The following is an 18,346-nucleotide window of genomic DNA, read 5'->3' as shown; positions in this document are numbered from 1 at the left end:
GACGCCCGGGTGAGCATGGCGCGACCCTGCATGGCCTACCGCTCGGGTGGTGGTCGATCGTGCAGATCCGTGCGCTGCCGAGGCTCGACACTGGGCGGGGAATGAGCTGCCCCGCACACCGACGGGGTGGCTCGCCACGGGCCGGGGCCCTCTGCTGCGCGGTCTTCACGCGGCGATCTCGATCTCGATCTCGAGCGGGATCGCGTGGCCTGTTCGTCGTGGTCGGTCGGCTGGTCCCAGGGGCCCGGCCATTGCCATGGATCGGGTTCGGGAGGTTCGTCGGCGGGTGGCGGATCCCCGGGTGGCGACGGGTCCGTCTCGGGTGTCCGTGATCGCGCACGTCGCGTGCGGCCGCCGTAGCCGGGATCCGGGCAGCTGCCTGCGCGCGCCACGCTGTCGGCGCGTTCGGGGTGCACGAGCCCGAACCCCTGGTCGGCGTCGCCGACCAGCATGCGCGTGCCCTGATGGACGTGGGTGTGGCAGGTGCGGCACAGCAAGCACAGGTTGGACAGGTCCGTGGCGCCGCCGTCGATCCAGTGACAGACGTGGTGGGCGTCGCACCAGCTCGCGGGCGCCTCACAACCGACGCACCCGCGATCGCGGACCGCGAGCGCGCGTCGCTGCGCACCCGTTGCCGTCCGACGGGTCCGCCCCACGTCCAGTGGCGCGCTGGACGGCCCCGTGAGCACCCGCGAGACCTCGGCGTCGCACGCCAGCCGCCGCGCGGTCTCGCTGGACAGCACTCCGAGCTGGTCCATCCGCCCGGCCGGCGCGCCCGTGGCGCCGCGCAGGGTTTGGAGTGGGACGACGACGGTGACCTGCGGCCGGTGCATCGGAGAGTCTTCCGGGTCGGCATACGAGAGCGCGCGTTCCGCGATGGTGACGAGCGCGTCCGCGCGGCGCTGCTCGGGGGTCCGGTCATCGTGGTCCCCGTGGGGCTTGGAGAACGCGCTAAGCGCGGTCGCGAGTGTCTCGGCGCCGTGCACGTCGAGCTGGTTGAACAGCGTCGGCAGGCCGTCGGGCGTGTGGCCGAGGCTCGCGCGGCGCCCTTGCCAGGCGCGTCGCTCCCGGGCGGCGACCGCGTCCGGATGATGGGTCGCCCGGTAGTCGTCCAGGCGATCCCTCAGGTCGGCGGGATCGGTTCCCGACCGTCCCTCGGCCCCCGGGCTCGGCCCGGGGCCGCCTGCGCCGAGGGAGCCGTTTCCATGGGGTGCGCCGTCACGCGCGCGGTGATCATCGGGCGTGTCGTCGCCATCGGGGGTGTCGTCGCCATCGGGGGTGCCGTCGCTGGTGGTGCGGTCGCTGGGGGATGCGCCGTTGTCGCCGGGAGCATCGTCTCGCATGGATTCCTCGCTGGCGCCGCCGTCTCCTTCGCCTTCGGGGGTATCGGGATGCGAGCCGTCGGCGCCGGATGGCGCGTCGGGTGAGTGCTCGCACGCTTCCTCGGCGGTCGTGTCCACCCAGGCCGGACGGCCGAACCGGTTTGCTGGGGTGGGGCGGCGAGCGGAGATTGAATCCGGGTCGAGTCCGGCGCTGCGGAGGACCTCGCGGTCCAGGGCGGCCAACGCATCACGCGGGAGGTCGGTCGTGGCGCGTAGGGCGACCTGCGCTTGCCCCGCACTGAGAAGTCCTCGCTGCACCGCGGCGCGGGTCAGCGGCAGCCGCGCGAGCTGCTCCGCGTGGCGCACGATGCCGGTGGCCTGCCCGTGGGAGACGTCGAGCTCGTCGCTCACCCACTCCTTCTGCGAGCGAGCCCCATCCCGGCGCCAGCTCCCCCGGGCACGCTGGATCGACAGCGCCTCCGCCGCGAGGCCCTCGGCGCGGTCGCGGGCTGCTCGAAAACCCTGGATCACGGCGTGTAGCCGGACGTCATCGAGCTCGGCAAGCGACACTTCGGTCAGCGCGTCGAGGCCCGCGGTTACCTCGTGCAGCCCCAGCTCCGCGTCCTCCGCTGTGTCGGCGGTGACGTCGGCGAGCGGATCGTCGAGTACGTCCTCGGCCACCGGCATCACCCCCTCTCGATCCCTTGCTCGCCGATGCTCGAATCTCTGTTCGATCGAAGTATAACAGTCGATCAAGAGGATCGTATGGATTCTCTGGAGACGTGTGGACAAGTGTTGTGATAGATCGTCACGTCAGAAAGCGCCAAGGACACTGAGGGTTTGGGAACCGCCGGCCTGGAGCCCGACTGAAGGACCGGGACTCGGCACGAGCAGGGGGCGCGATGGCAGGCCCGCGCGCTCGATGGGGGGCTCACGCGCAGGCCCGCGCTGCTCGATGGGGGCTCACGTGCGCGCTAGCGGGCTCACGCCCAGGCCCGCGCGCTCGATAGGCGGGCTTACGCGCTCTCGGGCACTCTCCCGTCGACGGTGCCGAGCTGCTTGCCCCCGAGCACGTGGAAGTGCAGGTGGAACACTGCCTGGCCCCCGCGCTCGCCGATGTTGGTGACCACGCGGTAGCCGTCGGCGATGCCCTCCTGCTCGGCCACGCGGCGCGCGAGTGCGAAGCAGCGCCCGAGCAGCGCCTCGTCGGCCTCGGTGAGGTCGTGCGCGCTGGGGATGTGTCGTTCGGGCACGACGAGCACGTGTGCCGGCGCACGGGGGCTGATGTCGCGGAAAGCCACGAGACCGTCGTCGCTGGCCACATGGTCGCTCGGGATGTCCCCGGCGACGATCTGGCAGAAGATGCACTCCTCGCTCACGCGCCACCTCCAGTCGTTCGACGCTCGCCCGCCCACCTGGCAGCCCGGGGGCCGCAAGCGGCGGTTTCGGGCGAGGCGTACCCGCGCGGACTCTGCGGCACCCGACCGGCGATGGCAAGCGAGTCGCGAGGATCGCCAGGCCGACGGGGCGAACGGGACCCGACAGGACTGACCTCGGTCATCGTGCGGTAGCCTGCGTCGCCCCGAGCCCGGGCTTGAGCGAGGAGGCTCGCGTGACCGACGAGGTCCCGAGCGGCCATCTCGCGGTGCGCGCGCTGCGTGCCGCCGGCATCGAGCACCTGTTCACGTTGTCGGGCGGCCACCTGTTCCCGCTCTACGAGGGCGCGCGCGACGAAGGCGTGGCGCTCGTGGACACCCGTCACGAGCAGACCGCGGGGTTCGCGGCCGAGGGGCTGGCCAAGCTGACCCGGCGCCCGCAGGTCGCGGCTCTCACCGCGGGTCCGGGCGTCACCAACGCCATGAGTGCCCTCGCGAGCGCGCAGTCGAACGGCTCCCCGCTCGTGGTCCTCGGAGGTCGCGCGCCGCAGGCGACCTGGGGACGCGGCAGCCTGCAGGAGCTCGATCACGTCGCGTTCACCGAGCCGCTGTGCAATCGGGCCGCGACCGCGCAGGCGCCGGGCGCCGTCGCCGGGGAGGTGGGCGCCACCCTGACGGCCGCGGCGACCTCGCCGCGCGGGCCCGCGTTCCTCGACATCCCGATGGACGTGATCTTCACCCCGACGAGCAACGAGTCGATCGCCCCCTGGCATCCGCCGGCGCGGCACCCGCCCGACGACGCGACGATCGCCGTGGCCGCGGAGGCGCTGGCCGCTGCCGACCGGCCCGTCGTGATCGCCGGGACGGACGTGTGGTTCGCCGGTGCCGAGGAGTCCCTGCAAGCCCTCGTCGAGACGCTGCGCGCACCCGTCGCGATGAACGGCCAGGGTCGTGGCTGCGTGCCCGCGGATCACGAGCTCGCGATCAGTCGCGCGCGGGGCGCGGCGCTGAAGGGCGCCGACCTCGTGTGCGTCGTGGGCGCGCCGCTGGACTTCCGACTCGGGTTCGGGGACTTCGGCGGGACCCCGGTCGTGCACGTGGCCGACCATCCGGACGAGGTGGCCCGGCACGTCGACCTGGCGGCGGGGGTCGGTGGCGACCTTGCGGCTGTGCTCGAAACCCTCACCGAGGCAGCGGGTGGCCCGACCGGCGAACGGGCCGAGGCGCGGGCCGCGTGGGCTCGTGAACTGGCCGACGCCGAGGGGGCGACGCGTGCGGAGGACCGAGCCTTGCTCGAGAGCGACGCCGTGCCGATCCATCCGGCCCGGGTCGGGGGTGAGCTGGCGCGGCAGCTCGACCGCGATGCGGTGCTGATCGGCGACGGAGGAGACGTGGTGTCGTTCGCGGGCCGGCACATCGATAGCCATCGGCCCGGCCGCTGGCTCGACCCCGGGCCCTTCGGGTGCCTGGGCACCGGGACCGGGTACGGGCTCGCGGCGCGCCTCGCGCACCCGGAGGCCCAATCGGCGTTGCTGCTCGGCGACGGCGCTGCGGGCTTCAGCCTGATGGACGTCGACACGCTCGTGCGCCACGACCTCGCCCTGCCGATCGTGGTCGCGAACAACGGCGCGTGGGCGCTGGAGAAGCACCCGATGCGCCAGGTCTACGACGGGTGGCACGCGGCCGCGGACCTGCGGCAGGACACCGCCTACGACGCGATCGTCGCCGCCCTCGGGGGTGCCGGCGAGACCGTGACGCGACCGGATCGGCTCGCCCCGGCGCTCGAGCGTGCCTTCGCCGCGCAGGTGCCCTACCTCGTCAACGTCCAGACCGATCCCGAGGCCGCCTATCCCCGGCGCGCCGCGCTGATGTGAACACCCGCGCCCCCGCGCGCGGCGCTGATGTGAACACCCGCGCCCCCGCGCGCGGCGCTGATGTGAACACCCGCGCCCCCGCGCGCGGCGCTGATGTGAACACCCGCGCCCCCGCGCGCGGCGCTGATGTGAACACCCGCGCCCCCGCGCGCGGCGCTGATGTGAACACCCGCGCCCCCGCGCGCGGCGCTGACGTGAAACCCGCGCCCGGCGCACCCCGCAGCCCCGGCCCGGACCCACGGCCCGCGCCCTGACCCGCCCCGATCGGTCGTGCGAGCGGTCCCCAACGGTCCCGCACCCCCTGCGATCCCGTCGCGGGCCGAAGTACACTGACGCCACGCGCCAGTGCCGCGTGAGCCCTCGCGCGGCCGATGTGACCACGAGCCATAGGTCCTGGTTGAGCCAGATCACGAGCGTCACGACCTCGGTCCCGCCGCACCATTCCATGGTGTCGCTGCTCGGCACGCAGGATGAGTTGTTGCGGCTGGTCGAGCAGTCCTTCGATGTCGACATCCTGGTCCGCGGCAACGAGATCAGCGTGTCCGGCCCGGAGGCCGAGACCCGCAAGGTCCAGCACGTCCTCGACGAGTTCGTCAAGCTGCTCGACCAGGGCCACGGGCTCGACGAGGCCGGGGTGACCGCGACGATCCAGATGGTTCAGCGCTCGGACCATCCGCACCCGTCGGAGATCCTCGGCGACGAGGCGCACAGTCACCGTGGCCGCGCGATCCGGCCCAAGTCGGTGGGCCAGAAGCGCTACCTCGACGCGATCCGCGAGAACACCGTGATCTTCGGGATCGGTCCCGCCGGCACGGGCAAGACCTATCTGGCGATGGCCATGGCCGTCGACGCGTTGCGGCGCAAGGACGTGAACCGGATCATCCTCACCCGCCCGGCGGTCGAAGCGGGGGAGCGCCTCGGGTTCCTGCCCGGCACGCTCTACGAGAAGATCGACCCGTACCTGAAGCCGCTGTTCGACGCGTTGCACGACATGATGGACGCCGAACAGCTCACCACCTTGGCCGATCGCGGCGTCATCGAGGTGGCCCCGCTGGCGTTCATGCGCGGGCGGACGCTGAACGACAGCTTCATCGTGCTCGACGAGGCGCAGAACACCACGCCCGAGCAGATGAAGATGTTCCTCACCCGCCTCGGCTTCGGCTCGAAGGCGGTCGTCACCGGCGACATCACGCAGGTGGACCTCCCCGGGCACAAGTCCGGGCTGCGGGTCGTCCGCGACATCCTGCCGGGTGTCGAAGGTGTGTCGTTCATCGAGCTGACCGGCGAGGACGTGGTGCGCCACCGTATCGTTCAGGACATCGTGGAAGCCTACGACCGCTTCGATGCCGCCCGAGCACAGGACCAAGAGGAGACGGGGCAGAACGACGGTGGGTGACGACGGGTCCGATCACGACGCCCCGGCTCGGCCGGGCACCGCGTCGGGAGACAGCAGCGCGCGCATCTCCCTCGTCGACGACCGGGACGGTCCCGACGGTGACGCTACGCTCGACCTCGGCCGGCTCGACCGCCTCGCCCGGTTCGTGCTGGCCGACCGCGCGGTTCCGAGGCGTCTCGAACTCGGCCTGCTCCTAGTCGACCGCGGCCACATGGCCGAGCTGAACGCCGAGCACATGGGTGCCGACGGGCCGACCGACGTGCTCGCGTTCCCGATCGACGCGACCCCTGCCGCGACCGCTGACGCGACCCCTGCCGCGACCGCTGACGCGACCCCTGCCGCGACCGCTGACGCGACCCCTGCCGCGACCGCTGACTCGGCCACTGACGGGGACGCACCCGGCCTCCTCGGCGACGTGGTCCTCTGTCCCGCGGTCGCCAGCGCGCAGGCGGCCGAGCGCGGCACGGACACCACGAGCGAGCTCGACCTGCTGCTCGTGCACGGCATCCTGCACCTGCTGGGCCACGATCACGCCGAACCCGGGGAGCACCAACGCATGTTCGGGTTGACCGACCGCCTGCTCGCGGACTTCGCCGCGGCCGATCAGGGGGTGGGGTCGTGATCGCGTGGGAGCCGGTGGCCCTCGTCGTGGCCGCGGTGCTCGTGTTCGTGGCGGCGCTCCTGGCCGCGGCGCAGGCCGCTCTGTCGCGTCTCACGTTGCCGCAGGCGCAGCGGTTCGCGGCGCACGGTCGGCGCGGCGCCACCGCGCTCGTGAAGCTCATGCTGGAGCCCGCCCGGACGGCGAACATTCTCGCGCTCGTCGTCCTGACCGCGCAGGTTACGGGCGTGGCAGCGGTGACCGGCGCCGTCACGAGCTGGCTCATGGTGGGCTGGGCGGTCGTGGCCGTCGCCGTCGTCGGATCGACGCTCTTGTTCGTGGCCGCCGAGGTCGCCCCCAAGACCGTCGCGTTGCAGGCGCCCGAGCGGACGGCGCTGGCCCTGGCGCCGCTGGTGGCGATCGTGATCCGCCCGCTGGCTCCCGTGGCGGCCGGCCTCATCCGCGTGAGCAACGTGCTCGTGCCGGGGCGCGGGCTCGTCAGCGGGCCCTTCGTCACCGAGGACCAGCTGCGGGCGATGATCGACGCCGCCGAGTCCGACGAGGTGATCGAATCGAACGAGCGGGCCATGATCCACTCGATCTTCGAGCTCGGCGACACCGTCGTGCGCGAGATCATGGTGCCGCGGCCGGACATGGTGTGCGTCTCGCTCGACCAGTCCTTGAGCGACGTTCTCGACGTCGTGCTGCGGGCGGGGCACTCCCGCATTCCCGTCTACCGGGGCGACCGTGACACGATCGTCGGGTTGCTGTACGCCAAGGACGTGCTGCGGCGACTGCACGCGGGCGGGGACGAGAACGGCCCGTGGAGCGACCTGCTCCGCCCGGCGCACTTCGTGCCGGAGCTGAAACGCGTGGACGCCCTGCTGGCGGAGCTGCAGGCCAAGCGCATCCACCTCGCGATCGTCGTCGACGAGTACGGCGCGACCGCCGGCATCGTGACCATCGAGGACATCCTCGAGGAGATCGTGGGCGAGATCGAGGACGAGTACGACCGCAGCGAGCGGATGGTCGAGCCCCTCGACGACGGGCATTGGCGCGTCGACGCCCGGCTGCCGGTCCACGATCTCGCCGACCTCGTCGAGGCCGAGCTGCCCGACGAGGAGTGGGACACCGTCGGCGGCCTGCTGGTCGGGCTGCTCGGGCACGTCGCCGAGCCCGGGGAGGAGGTCGAGGTTGCCGGCGTCCGGCTGTCGGCCGAACGCGTCAAAGGGCGCCGGGTGGCGAAGGTGCTCGTGACCCCGGGGGCGGGGCAGCCGGTGGACGAGGAGGACGCGCGGGCCTGACCGCGCGTGACCTACGAACGTACGCGCGCCCGCGGGACCGCGGGACCGCGGGAATCGAGGGGGTTGATGTGGCCGAGACCGAGCCGGCGGAGACCGCCAGCGACGAGGAGTTGCTGGAGTTGGCGCGCGCCGCGCGGACCGGGGCGTACGCGCCCTACTCGTCGTTTCGCGTCGGCGCCGCCCTCGGCACCGCCGACGGCCGGGTCTTCACCGGGGCGAACGTCGAGAACGCCTCGATGCCCGCCGGCGTGTGCGCCGAACGGGTCGCGGTGCCGCAGGCGATCATGGCCGGCGCCACCGAGCTGATGGTGATCGCGGTCGCCGGGGACGGGGACGGGCCCTGCCTGCCCTGCGGGATCTGCCGTCAGGTGCTCTACGAGTTCAGCCCGGCCCTGCGCGTGCTCGCGACGGGGGTGAGCGGCGCGACCGCCGAGTTCGTGCTGGAGCACGACCTTCTGCCCAACGCCTTCGGACCGGCCGACCTCCGGTGAGCGCGGGACCGTCCCCGGTATCCGTTCGGGGGCGAAGGGGTAGCGTGCCGGCATGGCACCTGAACCGGCGCCCGATCCCACGGTCGCGTACTTCGACGAGCACTGTCCCGAGTACTCCACGGGGCGGCTCGCCTGGGCCGGCGCCTGGATCGCCGAGCACTACGGTCCGGGCGCGAGCCTCGCCGACATCGGGTGCGGGGCGGGCAACATCCTCGCCTACCTGCGGGATCGCACCGGGATCGAGCACGTGGCGGGGATCGACCCCAGCAGCGGCCTGCTCGCGCTCGCGCAGGACCGCCTGGGATGCCCCACCTACCCGGTGTCGGTCCTCGACCCCGAGCTGGAGGCTCGCATCCCCGAGCGGTTCGACGTGGTGGTCGCGGCCGCCGTGCTCCACCACCTCGTCGGGGGCACCCGTCGGGACTCCCGGGAGCTGGCCCGGACCGCGGTCGACCGGGCACTGCGCCTGGTCCGCCCCGGCGGGCACCTCGTGATCGTGGAGCCGGTCTTCTCGCCCCGCGCCCCCATGGCGTTGTTGTTCCACACCAAGCGAGCCGTCGCCCGGTTCACCGACCGGCGGGTGGCGCTCGGCGACTACTGGCGCAACATCGGTCCCCCCGTCGTGTCGTACCTCACCGACGCGCAGCTGGCCGCGAGCGTCCGGGACGCGGGTGGGGAGGTGGTCGCGCACCACGTCGAGCCCCGCGAGGTCGGCAGGCTGCTGCGGCTGGCGGGCATCCGTAGTCGCCACGAGTCCACGTTCGTGGTGCGCCGGCCCGCCGAGGACCCGGCCGGGGCGTAGCACAGCTTGCCGACGACCCGGTCTGGGCGTAGCACAGCTTGCCGACGACCCGGTCGGGGCGTAGCAGCCCCGATAACACGGTCGCGGCGTAGCGGCCCGGGGTCTCGGCCGAGTGAGCCGGTGGCCACTCTGCGAGACTGCGCTGCATGACCTCCCGAAACGGTGCCGGTGCGCGGGCGCGGCTGGTCGCCCACGCCCAACGGCTCGTACCCGACGACCTCGCGGTCGGGACCAGCGGCAATCTCTCGGTTCGCCTCGGCGACGAGATCCTCATCACGCCGGGCGGGATGCCCTACGACGGCATGACGCCGGCCGACATCGTGCGCATCGACGAGCGGGGCGCGCCGGCTGACCCTCGGCGCCGACCCTCGAGCGAGCTCCCCATGCACCGGCTCGCCTACGAGGTCTCCGGCGCGGGCGCGGTCGTGCACACGCACTCCTCGTACGCCACCGCGGTCGCCTGCGCACTCGACGAGCTGCCCGCCGTGCACTACCTCCTCGCCGCGGTCGGTGGCACCGTGCCGGTCGTGCCCTACGCGACGTTCGGCAGCGACGAGCTCGCCCACCACATGGCTCGCGGCCTGGCCGGCCGCCGGGCGGTGCTCCTCGGCAACCACGGGGTTCTGACGGTCGGAGCCACCCTCGAGGAGGCCTACGGGCACGCCGTCACCGTCGAGTGGTGCGCCGCGCTGTACCACCGAGCGAGCCAGCTGGGATCACCGCGGATCCTCGACGATGCCGAGATCGAGCACGTCGGCGAGCGGTTCCGCTCGCTCGGGTACCTGGCTCACCAGCAGGGCGAGCGCTAACCGCGGTTCGCGCCCTCCGGCAGGGCCAGCTCGGCGAGCAGCGGCGCGTGATCGCTCGGCTTCTTGCCCTTGCGGAAGTCACGGACGATGCCGCACGAGCCGACGTCGATGTCGGGGGTCGCGAGGACCGCGTCGATCCGCATGCCCTCGTTCTTGTGGAACGAGCCACCGCGGTAGTCCCACCACGTGAACTGTCGCGTGTCGGGCTCGACGGCTCGGAAGGCGTCGACGAGGCCGGTCTCGAGCAGCGCGCCGAAGCGTTCGCGTTCCGGCTCGGTCACATGGGTCGCGCCGTCGAACACGTCGGGATCCCAGACGTCGGCGTCGGTCGGCGCGACGTTGAAGTCCCCGGCCACGACCAGCGGGGACGAGAGCTCCGCGAACCGCGCGCGCAGCGCGTCGAGGAAGGCGAGCTTCGCCTCGTAGGTGGGCGAGCCGACCTCGCGTCCGTTGGGCACGTAGACGCTCCCGACCGTGAGGTCGCCGACCTCCACCTCGATCCAACGGGCCTCACCCGGATCGGGTTCGTCGGGCAGGCCGCAGCGGACGTTCCCGACCTCCTGATCGGCGGGCACCAGCACGGCGACCCCCTCGCGTGGTCCCCCCGGATAGGCCACCACGCGGTAGCCGCTGGCCTGCAGGTCCAAGTGTGGGAGCTGCTCCTCCGAGCACTTGATCTCCTGCAGGCACAGCACGTCAGGTGCGTGCGCCTCCAGGAACTCGACCACGCGTGGCATGCGGGCGCGCAGCGAGTTGACGTTCCAGGTGACCAGCCGCATGGATCAGGCCGCCTGGCGGCGGGCGCGTTCCTTCTTCCGCGAGCCGGCAAGGAACAGCGCCATGCCGATCGCGAACAACCAGGCGTCCTTGGCCATCGCGGTCCCATCGCTGGTCGGTGCGATCCCGCCCTCCTCTCGCATCCCCGGCGCCTTCCAGTACAGACGGAGCAAGAAGCCGCTGAACGTCATGAGGCCCAATCCGGCGAGCCGGCGGGGCACGAACGGGGCGAGGAGCACCCCACCGAGCGCGGTCTCCGCGATCGCCACGAGGTCGATGAACTCGCGAGGCTCGAGGTCGGCGATCCCCGGGATCTCCGCGGACTTCGCGAACTCCAGCAGTCCTTGCGCGGCCTCGTCCGGCATGTCGCGCTTCGAGAGCCCCTGTTGGAGGATGAAGGCGCCGGAGCTGATCCGCAGTGGCGCCTCCCATCCGGTGAAGCCGATGCCCATCGTGTCGCTCCTTGGAGTCGTCGCCGGTTGCGCCGGTCGGGCGCCGATCGTGCCGGGTGTCCGCACGCTTCGCGACCCGATCGACGGTGTTCGCGTGCTGCGCAGCGGCAGCCTACGTGGTCGGCGCGCCTCGTGCGGTCACCGGCGCCGGGCCGTTCCCCCGGGCGCCACGCGGGCTCGCGTCCGCCAGGTCAGCCGGTGGTCAGGGAGAGTTGCTCGCGGAGGCTCGCGGCGATCTCGCCCGGCGGCTGGGGAGGGCCGAACACTCGCCCCCGCGCGTAGTCGCAACCCGCCTGCCGCAACGCCTCGAGCTGCGCGGGGTCGCCGACCCGTTGGGCCGTGACCTCCCGCCCGAGATCGTGTACGAGCTGGACCATGGCCCGAGTCACCGGGGCGTCGGGGTCCTCGTGGAGCTCGCGCGCGAACTCGTCGCCGAGCGTGACGGATCGGACGGCCCATCCCTTGAGTCGCGTGAGCGATGCGGATCCGGCCCCGAAGCCGTCGAGCGCGGGGTGCATCCCGAGCCGCCGCAACTCCCCGACGACGTGCCGGGCGCGGTCCTCGTCGGCCTGGAGCAACGCGTGTTCGTCGATCTCGAAGCCGAGCGCCGTCGCCGGCAGGTCGTGTGCCTCGAGTGCCTGCCGGATCCGGGAGACGAGGTCCTCGCGGGCGAACTGTCGCGTGGTCAGGGGAAGCTGGACGCGTGGAGGTTCGTGCCCCCCCAGTTCCGCGCGCCAGTCCGCGATGTGCGCGCAGGCGGAGTCGAGCGCCCAAAGACCGAGCTCGACGATCAGCTCGCTCTCCTCGGCGACGGAGAGGAAGTCAGCGGCGGGCACGCAGCGCCCCCGTTCGTCCTCGTAGTGCAACCGGGCCGACAAGGCCGCCACGGCGCCGGTGCGCAGGTCGGTGACCGGCTCGTACCAGAGTTGGAGCCGCTGCTGCGAGAGGGCCGCGCGCAGCTCCTGCTCCACGGTCAGCTGGCCGGTGACGAACACCCGCAGCTCGTCCTGGAAGATCTCGTAGCGGTCCCGACCTCGGGACTTGGCCAGGTACATCGCCGCGTCGGCGTCGCGCAGCAACGTTTGGGCCGTGCTCGCCGGACCGGCGATCGCCAGCCCTTGGCTCGTGCTGATCCGCAGGCTCGTCCCGGCGATCTCGAAGGGCATGGCCATCCGCTCGGCGATGCGCTGCGCGACCGAGACCGCCTCGTCGTCGCTGCCCGGCCCCTCGCACAGGACCACGAACTCGTCCCCGCCGAGGCGTGCGACGAGGTCCCTGCCCCGGACCGTGTCCGATAGGCGCCGTGCTGCCTCCACCAGCAGCTCGTCACCCACGTCGTGGCCGAGGCTGTCGTTGATCAACTTGAACCGGTCGAGGTCGAGGAAGATGACCGCCACCGTGCGGCCCTGCCGCAGCGCCGTTTCGAGCCGCTGCCGGAGGTGCTCGCGGTTCGGCAGGCCCGTCAGCGCGTCGTGGCGTGCCTGCCTCGCCGTCTGTTCGTGCAACAGCATCTTGCCCAGGGCGAGACCGGCCGCGTCGCGCAGGTGGGGGAGCAGTGCCCTCGCGAGGCCGGCGGCCGGCACGTCGCACAGCGCGATGACCGCGACCTCCTCGGCTCCGTCCCGTACGCTGAGGAGTTCGGCCGCCTCGAGGTCGGGTGGATCGTCCAGGTGCTCCGGGAACACCTCGGCCCCCGCGGCGGCGAAGCGCTGCCACTGTTGCCCGTTCCGACGAAAGAGGGCGGCGGCCGCGCCCGGTGCCACCTCCACGACCGTGTCGGCGACGAGTCGGCCCCCCTCGGCCAGGTCGACGGTGCCGGCGAGCGACATGCTGAGCTGGTGCAGGATCCGCAGCTGCTCGAGCTGCTCCTGGGTCCGGCGTTGCAGCTTCTCGTTCTCGACGGTGAGCGCCACGCGTGCCCCCACCGCCCGGAGCTCGTGGGCGTCGGAGTTCGTGAAGGGGGCCTCGGCTTGCCGCCCGAGCAGCAGGTAGCCGGTCGTCTCCTCCGGGCCGTGCAGCCGGATCCACGCGACCTGGCGGACGTCGAAGTTCTCGAGCCCGCACAACAGAGGTGCCTCACCGCAGGGACCGACGAGGGCCGGCTCGGTGGTGGGCGTGGCCACGACCGGGTCGGGAGCGCGGTGGGGCCCGTCGGGCAACTCGTCGTCGGGTACGCCCCAGCGACTCGCCACCATCAGCGCGTCGGGCTTCCCGAGCAGGAGCAGCCCGATGTCGGCCGAGAAGAGCTGCGCGACCTCGCCGGCGATGCGGTTGATCCGCCCCGAGGGGCCGATCTGCTCCAGCGCCGTGACCACCTGCGCGAGGCGCGTGGTGCGTAGCAGGACCGCGTCGGTGTGCTGTTCGGCCCGTGAGAGCTGCTCGCGCAGCCGCGCGTTCTCCGCGCGGAGCCCGCTCGCTCCCATGGACTCGGGATCGGTGGTCATAGCGCCAGTACGGCCACGGTCGCGTTGTGGAAGCCGGTTGCGCCGGTCGTGAGGGCGTACTCGCCGGAGGTGAACCATCCGACCGCGTCGACGCCTTCGAGTTCGTCGCTCACCGCGGTCGCCTCGGCGGGGGCCTCCTCGCCGAGCAGTGCCGCACGCGCGGCGCAGCTGAAGACCAGCACGGCCCGTGGCTCACCGCCCAGCCGTTCGACGGCTCGACGGACGGCCGTGCGGGCACCGTCGAGCATCGCGGTGGCGTCGGTCCCCATGAGCCGCACGATCGACTGGTCGTGGACGTACGAGAACATCTCCAAACCACCGTCGTCGGTGGCGCCCTGGACCATCCGCACCTCGAAGGTGCCGTCGAGGGTGGGCAGGCCCAGGGGCGGTCGAGTGTCCGCCAGCCGAACGGCGCCTCGCCCTCGGCGAGGGGCCCGCGTTGTTCCATGTACACGTCGAGCGCGGGGCGACCGTCGAGCTCGAGGATCACGTTGTCCCGGGCTCGGGTCACCATGAGCGGGCCGCTCACTGGTGCCCACCCGTGTTCCACCGCGACCCCGAGCGGACGCGACGAGTTGATCCAGACCGCAATGACGCCCTGGCCGATCACCTCGCGATCGAGTCCGAGCCAGGTCGGGCTCATCTGCTCGTCCGACGCGGCGGCACCTCCCACCAGCGGCACACGTGCCCCGGCGATCTCGTAGGCGCCCTGCACGACGTCACGTTGCCCGCCGATGTGCCCACTGGACAGGAGGAGCAGCGCCGAGTGGCTCCCGGTCGGACCGGCAGCCGCCTTCGCCTCGGCCGCTGCTTGCCGTGACGCCTCGTGCAGGTCGCCGTCCTGCTCGCGCGCGGCGGCCACCCCCATCCCGAGCTCCCCACCGGGGACGTGCAGCGCGACGGTCCCGTGGATCCCGCTCCCGGCGACGAAGCCGAGGATGGTGTTGCACGCGACGAGCCGCGCCGGGGCTGCCGCCGCCGCGCCGGCGTCCACCAGCGGACGCGGCTCGTACCCGCCGCCGGCGAAGAGGAACACCACATCCTCGGGCTGCGGCGTGGTGTCGCCCAGCGCCGAGACGATCGCCTCGGTCGCTGCCGCGGCGGGATCGGCGGCCGAGCTGTGGCCGGTCCGCGAGGACCGGAGGGGGCTCGTGTCGGTCATCGCTTCGCCAGTGGGCATCGTCTCGCCAGTGCTCGTGGATTGCGGCCTGTTCTGAGCCGTCTCCCACTCCCTGTCGGCTCCTTCGCCCTGCGGCTAAGGTGGCCGAAGTCCCTTTCGGCCGACCGACGTTAGCGCTCGGCTCAGTCCCCCTGGGGGTCGGGGCAACGAGTGGGTCCGGGCGGCGAGGCCCGTGCGCGCTCTCGGGACAGCGAGGAGAACCGCATGCGCTCCGGATTCGTGGCGATCGCCGGCCGACCGAACGTCGGCAAGTCGACGCTGCTCAACGCGATGGTCGGGCAGAAGGTCGCGATCACGACCCCGGTGCCGCAGACCACCCGCCACGCGATCCGCGGCGTGCTGCACCGTCCGGCCTCCTCCCAGGAAGCCGACGACGGTGTGCAGATCGTGTTCGTCGACACCCCGGGCATGCACAAGCCCAAGACCTTGCTGGGCTCGCGCCTGAACGAGGTGGCCCGTCGAAACCTCTCCGAGGTCGACCTGGTGGTGTTCATGGCCGACGCGGCCGCGGGGATCGGCCCCGGCGACCGTTTCATCGCCGGCCTGCTCGCCGATGTGCCGACCCCGGCGATCGCCGTCGCGAACAAGCTCGATCAGCTCGACCGGGAGGCGCAGCTCCCAGTGCTCGCCGAGCTCGACGCCATGGGCGACTTCGAGGAGTTGATCCCGCTCTCCGCGGCCACCGGCGAGGGGGTCGACGACCTGATCGACATGCTCGTGGACCGCCTGCCCGAGGGACCCGCCTGGTTCCCCGAGGAAGCGATCAGCGACCAGTCCACCGAGCAGATCGTCGCCGAGATCATCCGTGAGAAGGCCATTGTGCGCATGCGCGAGGAGGTCCCGCATTCGGTCGCGGTCTCGATCGAGGAGATCGTGCCCGGCGAGACCGAGGGATGGCAGGTCGTTCACGCGGTCGTCTACGTCGAGCGCGAGAGCCAGAAGGGGATCGTCATCGGTCACGAGGGCGTGGTCCTGCGCGAGATCGGCGCCGCCGCGCGCCGCGAGCTCGAGCTGGTCCTCGGCGCGCAGGTCTGGCTCGATCTGCGGGTGAAGCTGATGAAGGAGTGGCAACGCGACCCGAAGGCCCTCCAGCGCCTCGGGTACTAGGGGACCTCGTCGGGTGGATCGGGTCGCGACCGCGGGTGCTGATCGACCGGTGCCGGGTGCTGATCGCTCGGTGGCGTGAGCGGATCGCCCGACGGCGGGTGCGGATGGCCCGGTACTGGGTGCGGATCGCCCGGTGGCGTGAGCGGATCGCCCGACGGCAGGCCGACCTCGGCGAGGACGGCTGCGCGCCTCGACGAGGGCACCACGCGCTCGAGCAGCCGCGCCTTCTCCGGCTTGTAGGAGCGGTAGACCACCCACCAGAGCGCCGGATCGCCCACCGGTACCGACGCCCCCTCCACGTTCACCCACGACGTGGTCCGCGCCGGGATCGCGATGACGCCGTCGGGGTGGTGCAGCGCCATCCCGCCGATCACGTCGACGTCCACGCTCTCGAGCGAGAGCCGCGCGATCCAGGCGCTGGCCCACAGCTCCGTCCCCTCGTGGGAGAGCTCCACGATCCAGTCGCCGGCTGACTCGCGCAGCGCGGCCTCCTGGTCGGCGTCGGTGAGCAGGTCCAGGTCCCCCACGCGCTCGGTGAGACCGTACGCCCACAGCAGCCCGCTCCCTCCGAGGGCGTAGTCGATACCGGCCTGCTCGAAGCGCGCCGCGATCGCTGCCAGCGCGGTGCGGGTCTCGGGTCGCAGACGACCTCCTCGCGTCAGGCGTCGATGCGTTCGCCCGTTCCCGAGCGGCCGGGAGGTTACCGCAGCGGTCCCGGCGGGATCCGCTCGCCCGCGGCACGTGTGGGGTGCGGGCGCGTACGCGCGGCACGTGTGGGGTGCGGGCGCGCACGCGCGGCACGTGTGGGGTGCGGGCGCGCACGCGCACTAGCCTGTCGTCCATGGGCCTGTACCGCGAGCAGGGGATCGTCCTGCGCACCCACAAGCTCGGCGAGACCGACCGCATCGTCACCGTGCTCACGCAGGGACGGGGCAAGGTGCGTGCCGTCGCGAAGGGCGTGCGCAAGCCGGGCTCGAGGTTCGGCGGCCGCCTGGAGCCGCTGGGCCACGTCGACCTGCAGCTCTACGAGGGCCGCAACCTCGACATCGTCAACCAGGCCGAGCTCATCACGCACTTCGCACGACTGCGAGAGGACTGGGCGAGCTCGGCCTGCGCCTGGACGATGGCGGAGGCCGTCGACCGCGTGGCCCAGGAGGAGCGGGCCACCAGCCTGTTCCTCCTGCTCCTCGACGGGCTGCGCATGCTCGCCGCCGCGCCGACCCATCCCTCGCTCGTGCTCGATGCGTACCTGTTGCGCCTGGCCTCCCTCGCCGGGTATCACGCCCATCTCGACGCCTGCGCCGGCTGCGGCACACCGGGGCACCACGCGGTGTTCCACCTCGAAGCCGGGGGCGCCCTCTGTCCGGCATGCGCGCCATCGGACACCCGGCCCCTCAGTGACGGGGTGCTCAAGGTGCTGCACGCGCTGGCCGCGAGCGATTGGGGGGAGGACGCAACGGACGCCGAGCCGAGCGACCGCCGCCTGGCCGGCACGCTCGTGTCCAGCTACCTCACCCACCACCTCGGCCGCCCGCTGACCTCCTGGGAGCTCGTCCCGCGATGACCGAGCAGGTCCCCATCGACTCCGCCGACCTCGACCCCGAGCGCCTGCCCGCGCACGTCGGGATCATCATGGACGGCAACGGCCGCTGGGCTCACGAGCGCGGCGAACCACGGCACGTGGGGCACACCGCGGGCGAGGAGGCGCTGTTCGACACCGTCGAGGGCGCTCTCGAGGCCGGGCTCGGCTACCTCACCGTGTGGGCGTTCTCGACCGACAACTGGAAGCGGCCTCGCGAGGAGGTCCGCTTCCTCATGAACTTCAACCGCGATCTCCTGCAGCGTCGTGCCGGCGAGCTCGACGAGCGGCGCGTGCGCGTGCGGTTCGTCGGCCGACGCGGCCGGCCGGTGCCGCGGCGGCTCGTGCAGATGATGGAGGACACCGAGCAGCGGACCGCTCACCACCGGCGCCTCACCCTGCAGGTGGCGTTCAACTACGGGGGCCGGACCGAGCTCGTCGACGCGACCCGGCAGCTGGCCGCGGAAGTGGCCGCGGGTCGCCTGCGTCCCGACGACATCGACGAGGAGGCGATCGCCGCGCGCCTCTACGAGCCCGACGCGCCCGACGTCGACCTGCTCCTGCGCACCAGCGGCGAGCAGCGCCTGTCGAACTTCCAGCTGTGGGAGGCCGCGTACGCCGAGTTGCTGTTCACGGACGTCCTGTGGCCGGACTTCCGTCGGCAGGACCTCTTCGAGGCGATCGCGGCGTTCCAGGGGCGTGATCGACGATTCGGTCGCGTGCGGTCACGCTGAGTGCTCGAGGGGCAGACGCGGCGTCGTAGGGCGGGCGACCTCGTGACGAATCGAAGGATGAGGCCCGATCGCCGGCTGGTGGATCGAGCGGGATGAGGCGC

The 18,346-nt window shown here is 72.4% G+C and carries 18 protein-coding genes and 1 pseudogene; 11 read left to right on the top strand and 8 right to left on the bottom strand.

The annotated features are described in order from the left end of the window. Positions 1-35: 35 nt before the first annotated feature. Together ER308_RS21325 and ER308_RS03010 are read right to left on the bottom strand one after the other, a co-directional pair. Entirely contained in the window at positions 36-2,003 is a 1,968-nt protein-coding gene (locus tag ER308_RS21325; RefSeq protein ID WP_165491774.1) for an HNH endonuclease signature motif containing protein, read from the bottom strand. A 335-nt stretch (positions 2,004-2,338) separates the two neighbouring features. Continuing rightward, positions 2,339-2,701, bottom strand: coding sequence for a histidine triad nucleotide-binding protein (locus ER308_RS03010; protein ID WP_131153631.1), 363 nt, complete (start codon positions 2,699-2,701; stop codon positions 2,339-2,341). Positions 2,702-2,934: 233 nt separating this feature from the next. Here ER308_RS03010 and ER308_RS03005 point away from each other — a divergent pair, with 233 nt between their 5' ends. The 7 genes from ER308_RS03005 to ER308_RS02975 all read left to right on the top strand — a co-directional run bounded on the left by ER308_RS03005 (position 2,935) and on the right by ER308_RS02975 (position 9,972). Beyond that, positions 2,935-4,572, top strand: a complete 1,638-nt coding sequence (locus ER308_RS03005; protein WP_131153630.1) for an acetolactate synthase — start codon at positions 2,935-2,937, stop codon at positions 4,570-4,572. Between the two features lie 445 nt (positions 4,573-5,017). Continuing rightward, complete coding sequence (locus tag ER308_RS03000; protein ID WP_131156870.1) at positions 5,018-5,968, top strand: PhoH family protein; 951 nt, start codon at positions 5,018-5,020, stop codon at positions 5,966-5,968. After that, positions 5,961-6,590 carry an rRNA maturation RNase YbeY gene (gene ybeY / locus ER308_RS02995; RefSeq protein ID WP_205745867.1) on the top strand — a complete coding sequence of 210 codons (630 nt, stop codon included), beginning with the start codon at positions 5,961-5,963 and terminating at the stop codon, positions 6,588-6,590. The genes ER308_RS03000 and ybeY overlap by 8 nt, the downstream gene beginning before the upstream one ends. Beyond that, positions 6,587-7,870 carry a hemolysin family protein gene (locus tag ER308_RS02990; RefSeq protein ID WP_131153628.1) on the top strand — a complete coding sequence of 428 codons (1,284 nt, stop codon included), beginning with the start codon at positions 6,587-6,589 and terminating at the stop codon, positions 7,868-7,870. The genes ybeY and ER308_RS02990 overlap by 4 nt, the downstream gene beginning before the upstream one ends. Positions 7,871-7,938: 68 nt before the next feature. Next, positions 7,939-8,361, top strand: coding sequence for a cytidine deaminase (gene cdd, locus ER308_RS02985; RefSeq protein WP_131153627.1), 423 nt, complete (start codon positions 7,939-7,941; stop codon positions 8,359-8,361). Between the two features lie 52 nt (positions 8,362-8,413). Then, entirely contained in the window at positions 8,414-9,163 is a 750-nt protein-coding gene (locus ER308_RS02980; protein ID WP_131153626.1) for a class I SAM-dependent methyltransferase, read from the top strand. A 146-nt stretch (positions 9,164-9,309) separates the two neighbouring features. Further along, a complete protein-coding gene (locus ER308_RS02975) occupies positions 9,310-9,972 on the top strand; it encodes a class II aldolase/adducin family protein (RefSeq protein ID WP_131153625.1) in 663 nt (220 codons plus the stop codon). On the opposite strand, the gene ER308_RS02970 is transcribed toward ER308_RS02975, so the two are convergent. From ER308_RS02970 to ER308_RS23050, 5 genes and pseudogenes are all read right to left on the bottom strand, one after another. After that, entirely contained in the window at positions 9,969-10,751 is a 783-nt protein-coding gene (locus ER308_RS02970) for an exodeoxyribonuclease III (RefSeq protein WP_131153624.1), read from the bottom strand. The genes ER308_RS02975 and ER308_RS02970 overlap by 4 nt on opposite strands. 3 nt (positions 10,752-10,754) lie before the next feature. Continuing rightward, positions 10,755-11,201, bottom strand: a complete 447-nt coding sequence (locus ER308_RS02965; RefSeq protein ID WP_131153623.1) for a hypothetical protein — start codon at positions 11,199-11,201, stop codon at positions 10,755-10,757. Positions 11,202-11,392: 191 nt separating this feature from the next. Beyond that, positions 11,393-13,645, bottom strand: coding sequence for a putative bifunctional diguanylate cyclase/phosphodiesterase (locus tag ER308_RS02960; RefSeq protein ID WP_165491773.1), 2,253 nt, complete (start codon positions 13,643-13,645; stop codon positions 11,393-11,395). Continuing rightward, entirely contained in the window at positions 13,642-14,184 is a 543-nt protein-coding gene (locus ER308_RS21320; RefSeq protein WP_165491772.1) for an FIST C-terminal domain-containing protein, read from the bottom strand. The genes ER308_RS02960 and ER308_RS21320 overlap by 4 nt, the downstream gene beginning before the upstream one ends. Further along, positions 14,172-14,639, bottom strand: a pseudogene (locus ER308_RS23050) (FIST N-terminal domain-containing protein); the annotation flags it as partial. The pseudogene ER308_RS23050 and the gene ER308_RS21320, both read right to left, overlap by 13 nt. Between ER308_RS23050 and ER308_RS22225 the strand changes: the two are divergent. Next, positions 14,584-14,862 carry a hypothetical protein gene (locus ER308_RS22225; RefSeq protein WP_240731936.1) on the top strand — a complete coding sequence of 93 codons (279 nt, stop codon included), beginning with the start codon at positions 14,584-14,586 and terminating at the stop codon, positions 14,860-14,862. The pseudogene ER308_RS23050 and the gene ER308_RS22225 sit on opposite strands and share 56 nt — an antisense overlap. 167 nt (positions 14,863-15,029) lie before the next feature. Beyond that, positions 15,030-15,932, top strand: coding sequence for a GTPase Era (gene era / locus ER308_RS02950; RefSeq protein WP_131153620.1), 903 nt, complete (start codon positions 15,030-15,032; stop codon positions 15,930-15,932). Here era and ER308_RS02945 read toward each other — a convergent pair. Further along, a complete protein-coding gene (locus ER308_RS02945) occupies positions 15,929-16,459 on the bottom strand; it encodes a hypothetical protein (protein ID WP_131153619.1) in 531 nt (176 codons plus the stop codon). The genes era and ER308_RS02945 overlap by 4 nt on opposite strands. A gap of 314 nt (positions 16,460-16,773) precedes the next feature. On the opposite strand from ER308_RS02945, the gene recO reads away from it, so the two are divergent. Then, positions 16,774-17,496, top strand: a complete 723-nt coding sequence (recO, locus tag ER308_RS02940) for a DNA repair protein RecO (RefSeq protein ID WP_131153618.1) — start codon at positions 16,774-16,776, stop codon at positions 17,494-17,496. Beyond that, the gene (uppS, locus tag ER308_RS02935; protein WP_131153617.1) at positions 17,493-18,245 is read left to right on the top strand and encodes a polyprenyl diphosphate synthase; all 753 of its coding nucleotides are present in this window, start codon (positions 17,493-17,495) and stop codon (positions 18,243-18,245) included. Before recO ends, uppS begins: the two co-directional genes overlap by 4 nt. Positions 18,246-18,346: the final 101 nt, after the last annotated feature.

Source organism: Egibacter rhizosphaerae (assembly GCF_004322855.1).
In the GTDB taxonomy this organism is placed as follows: domain Bacteria; phylum Actinomycetota; class Nitriliruptoria; order Euzebyales; family Egibacteraceae; genus Egibacter; species Egibacter rhizosphaerae.
This window is presented reverse-complemented; position numbering and strand designations above follow the sequence as displayed.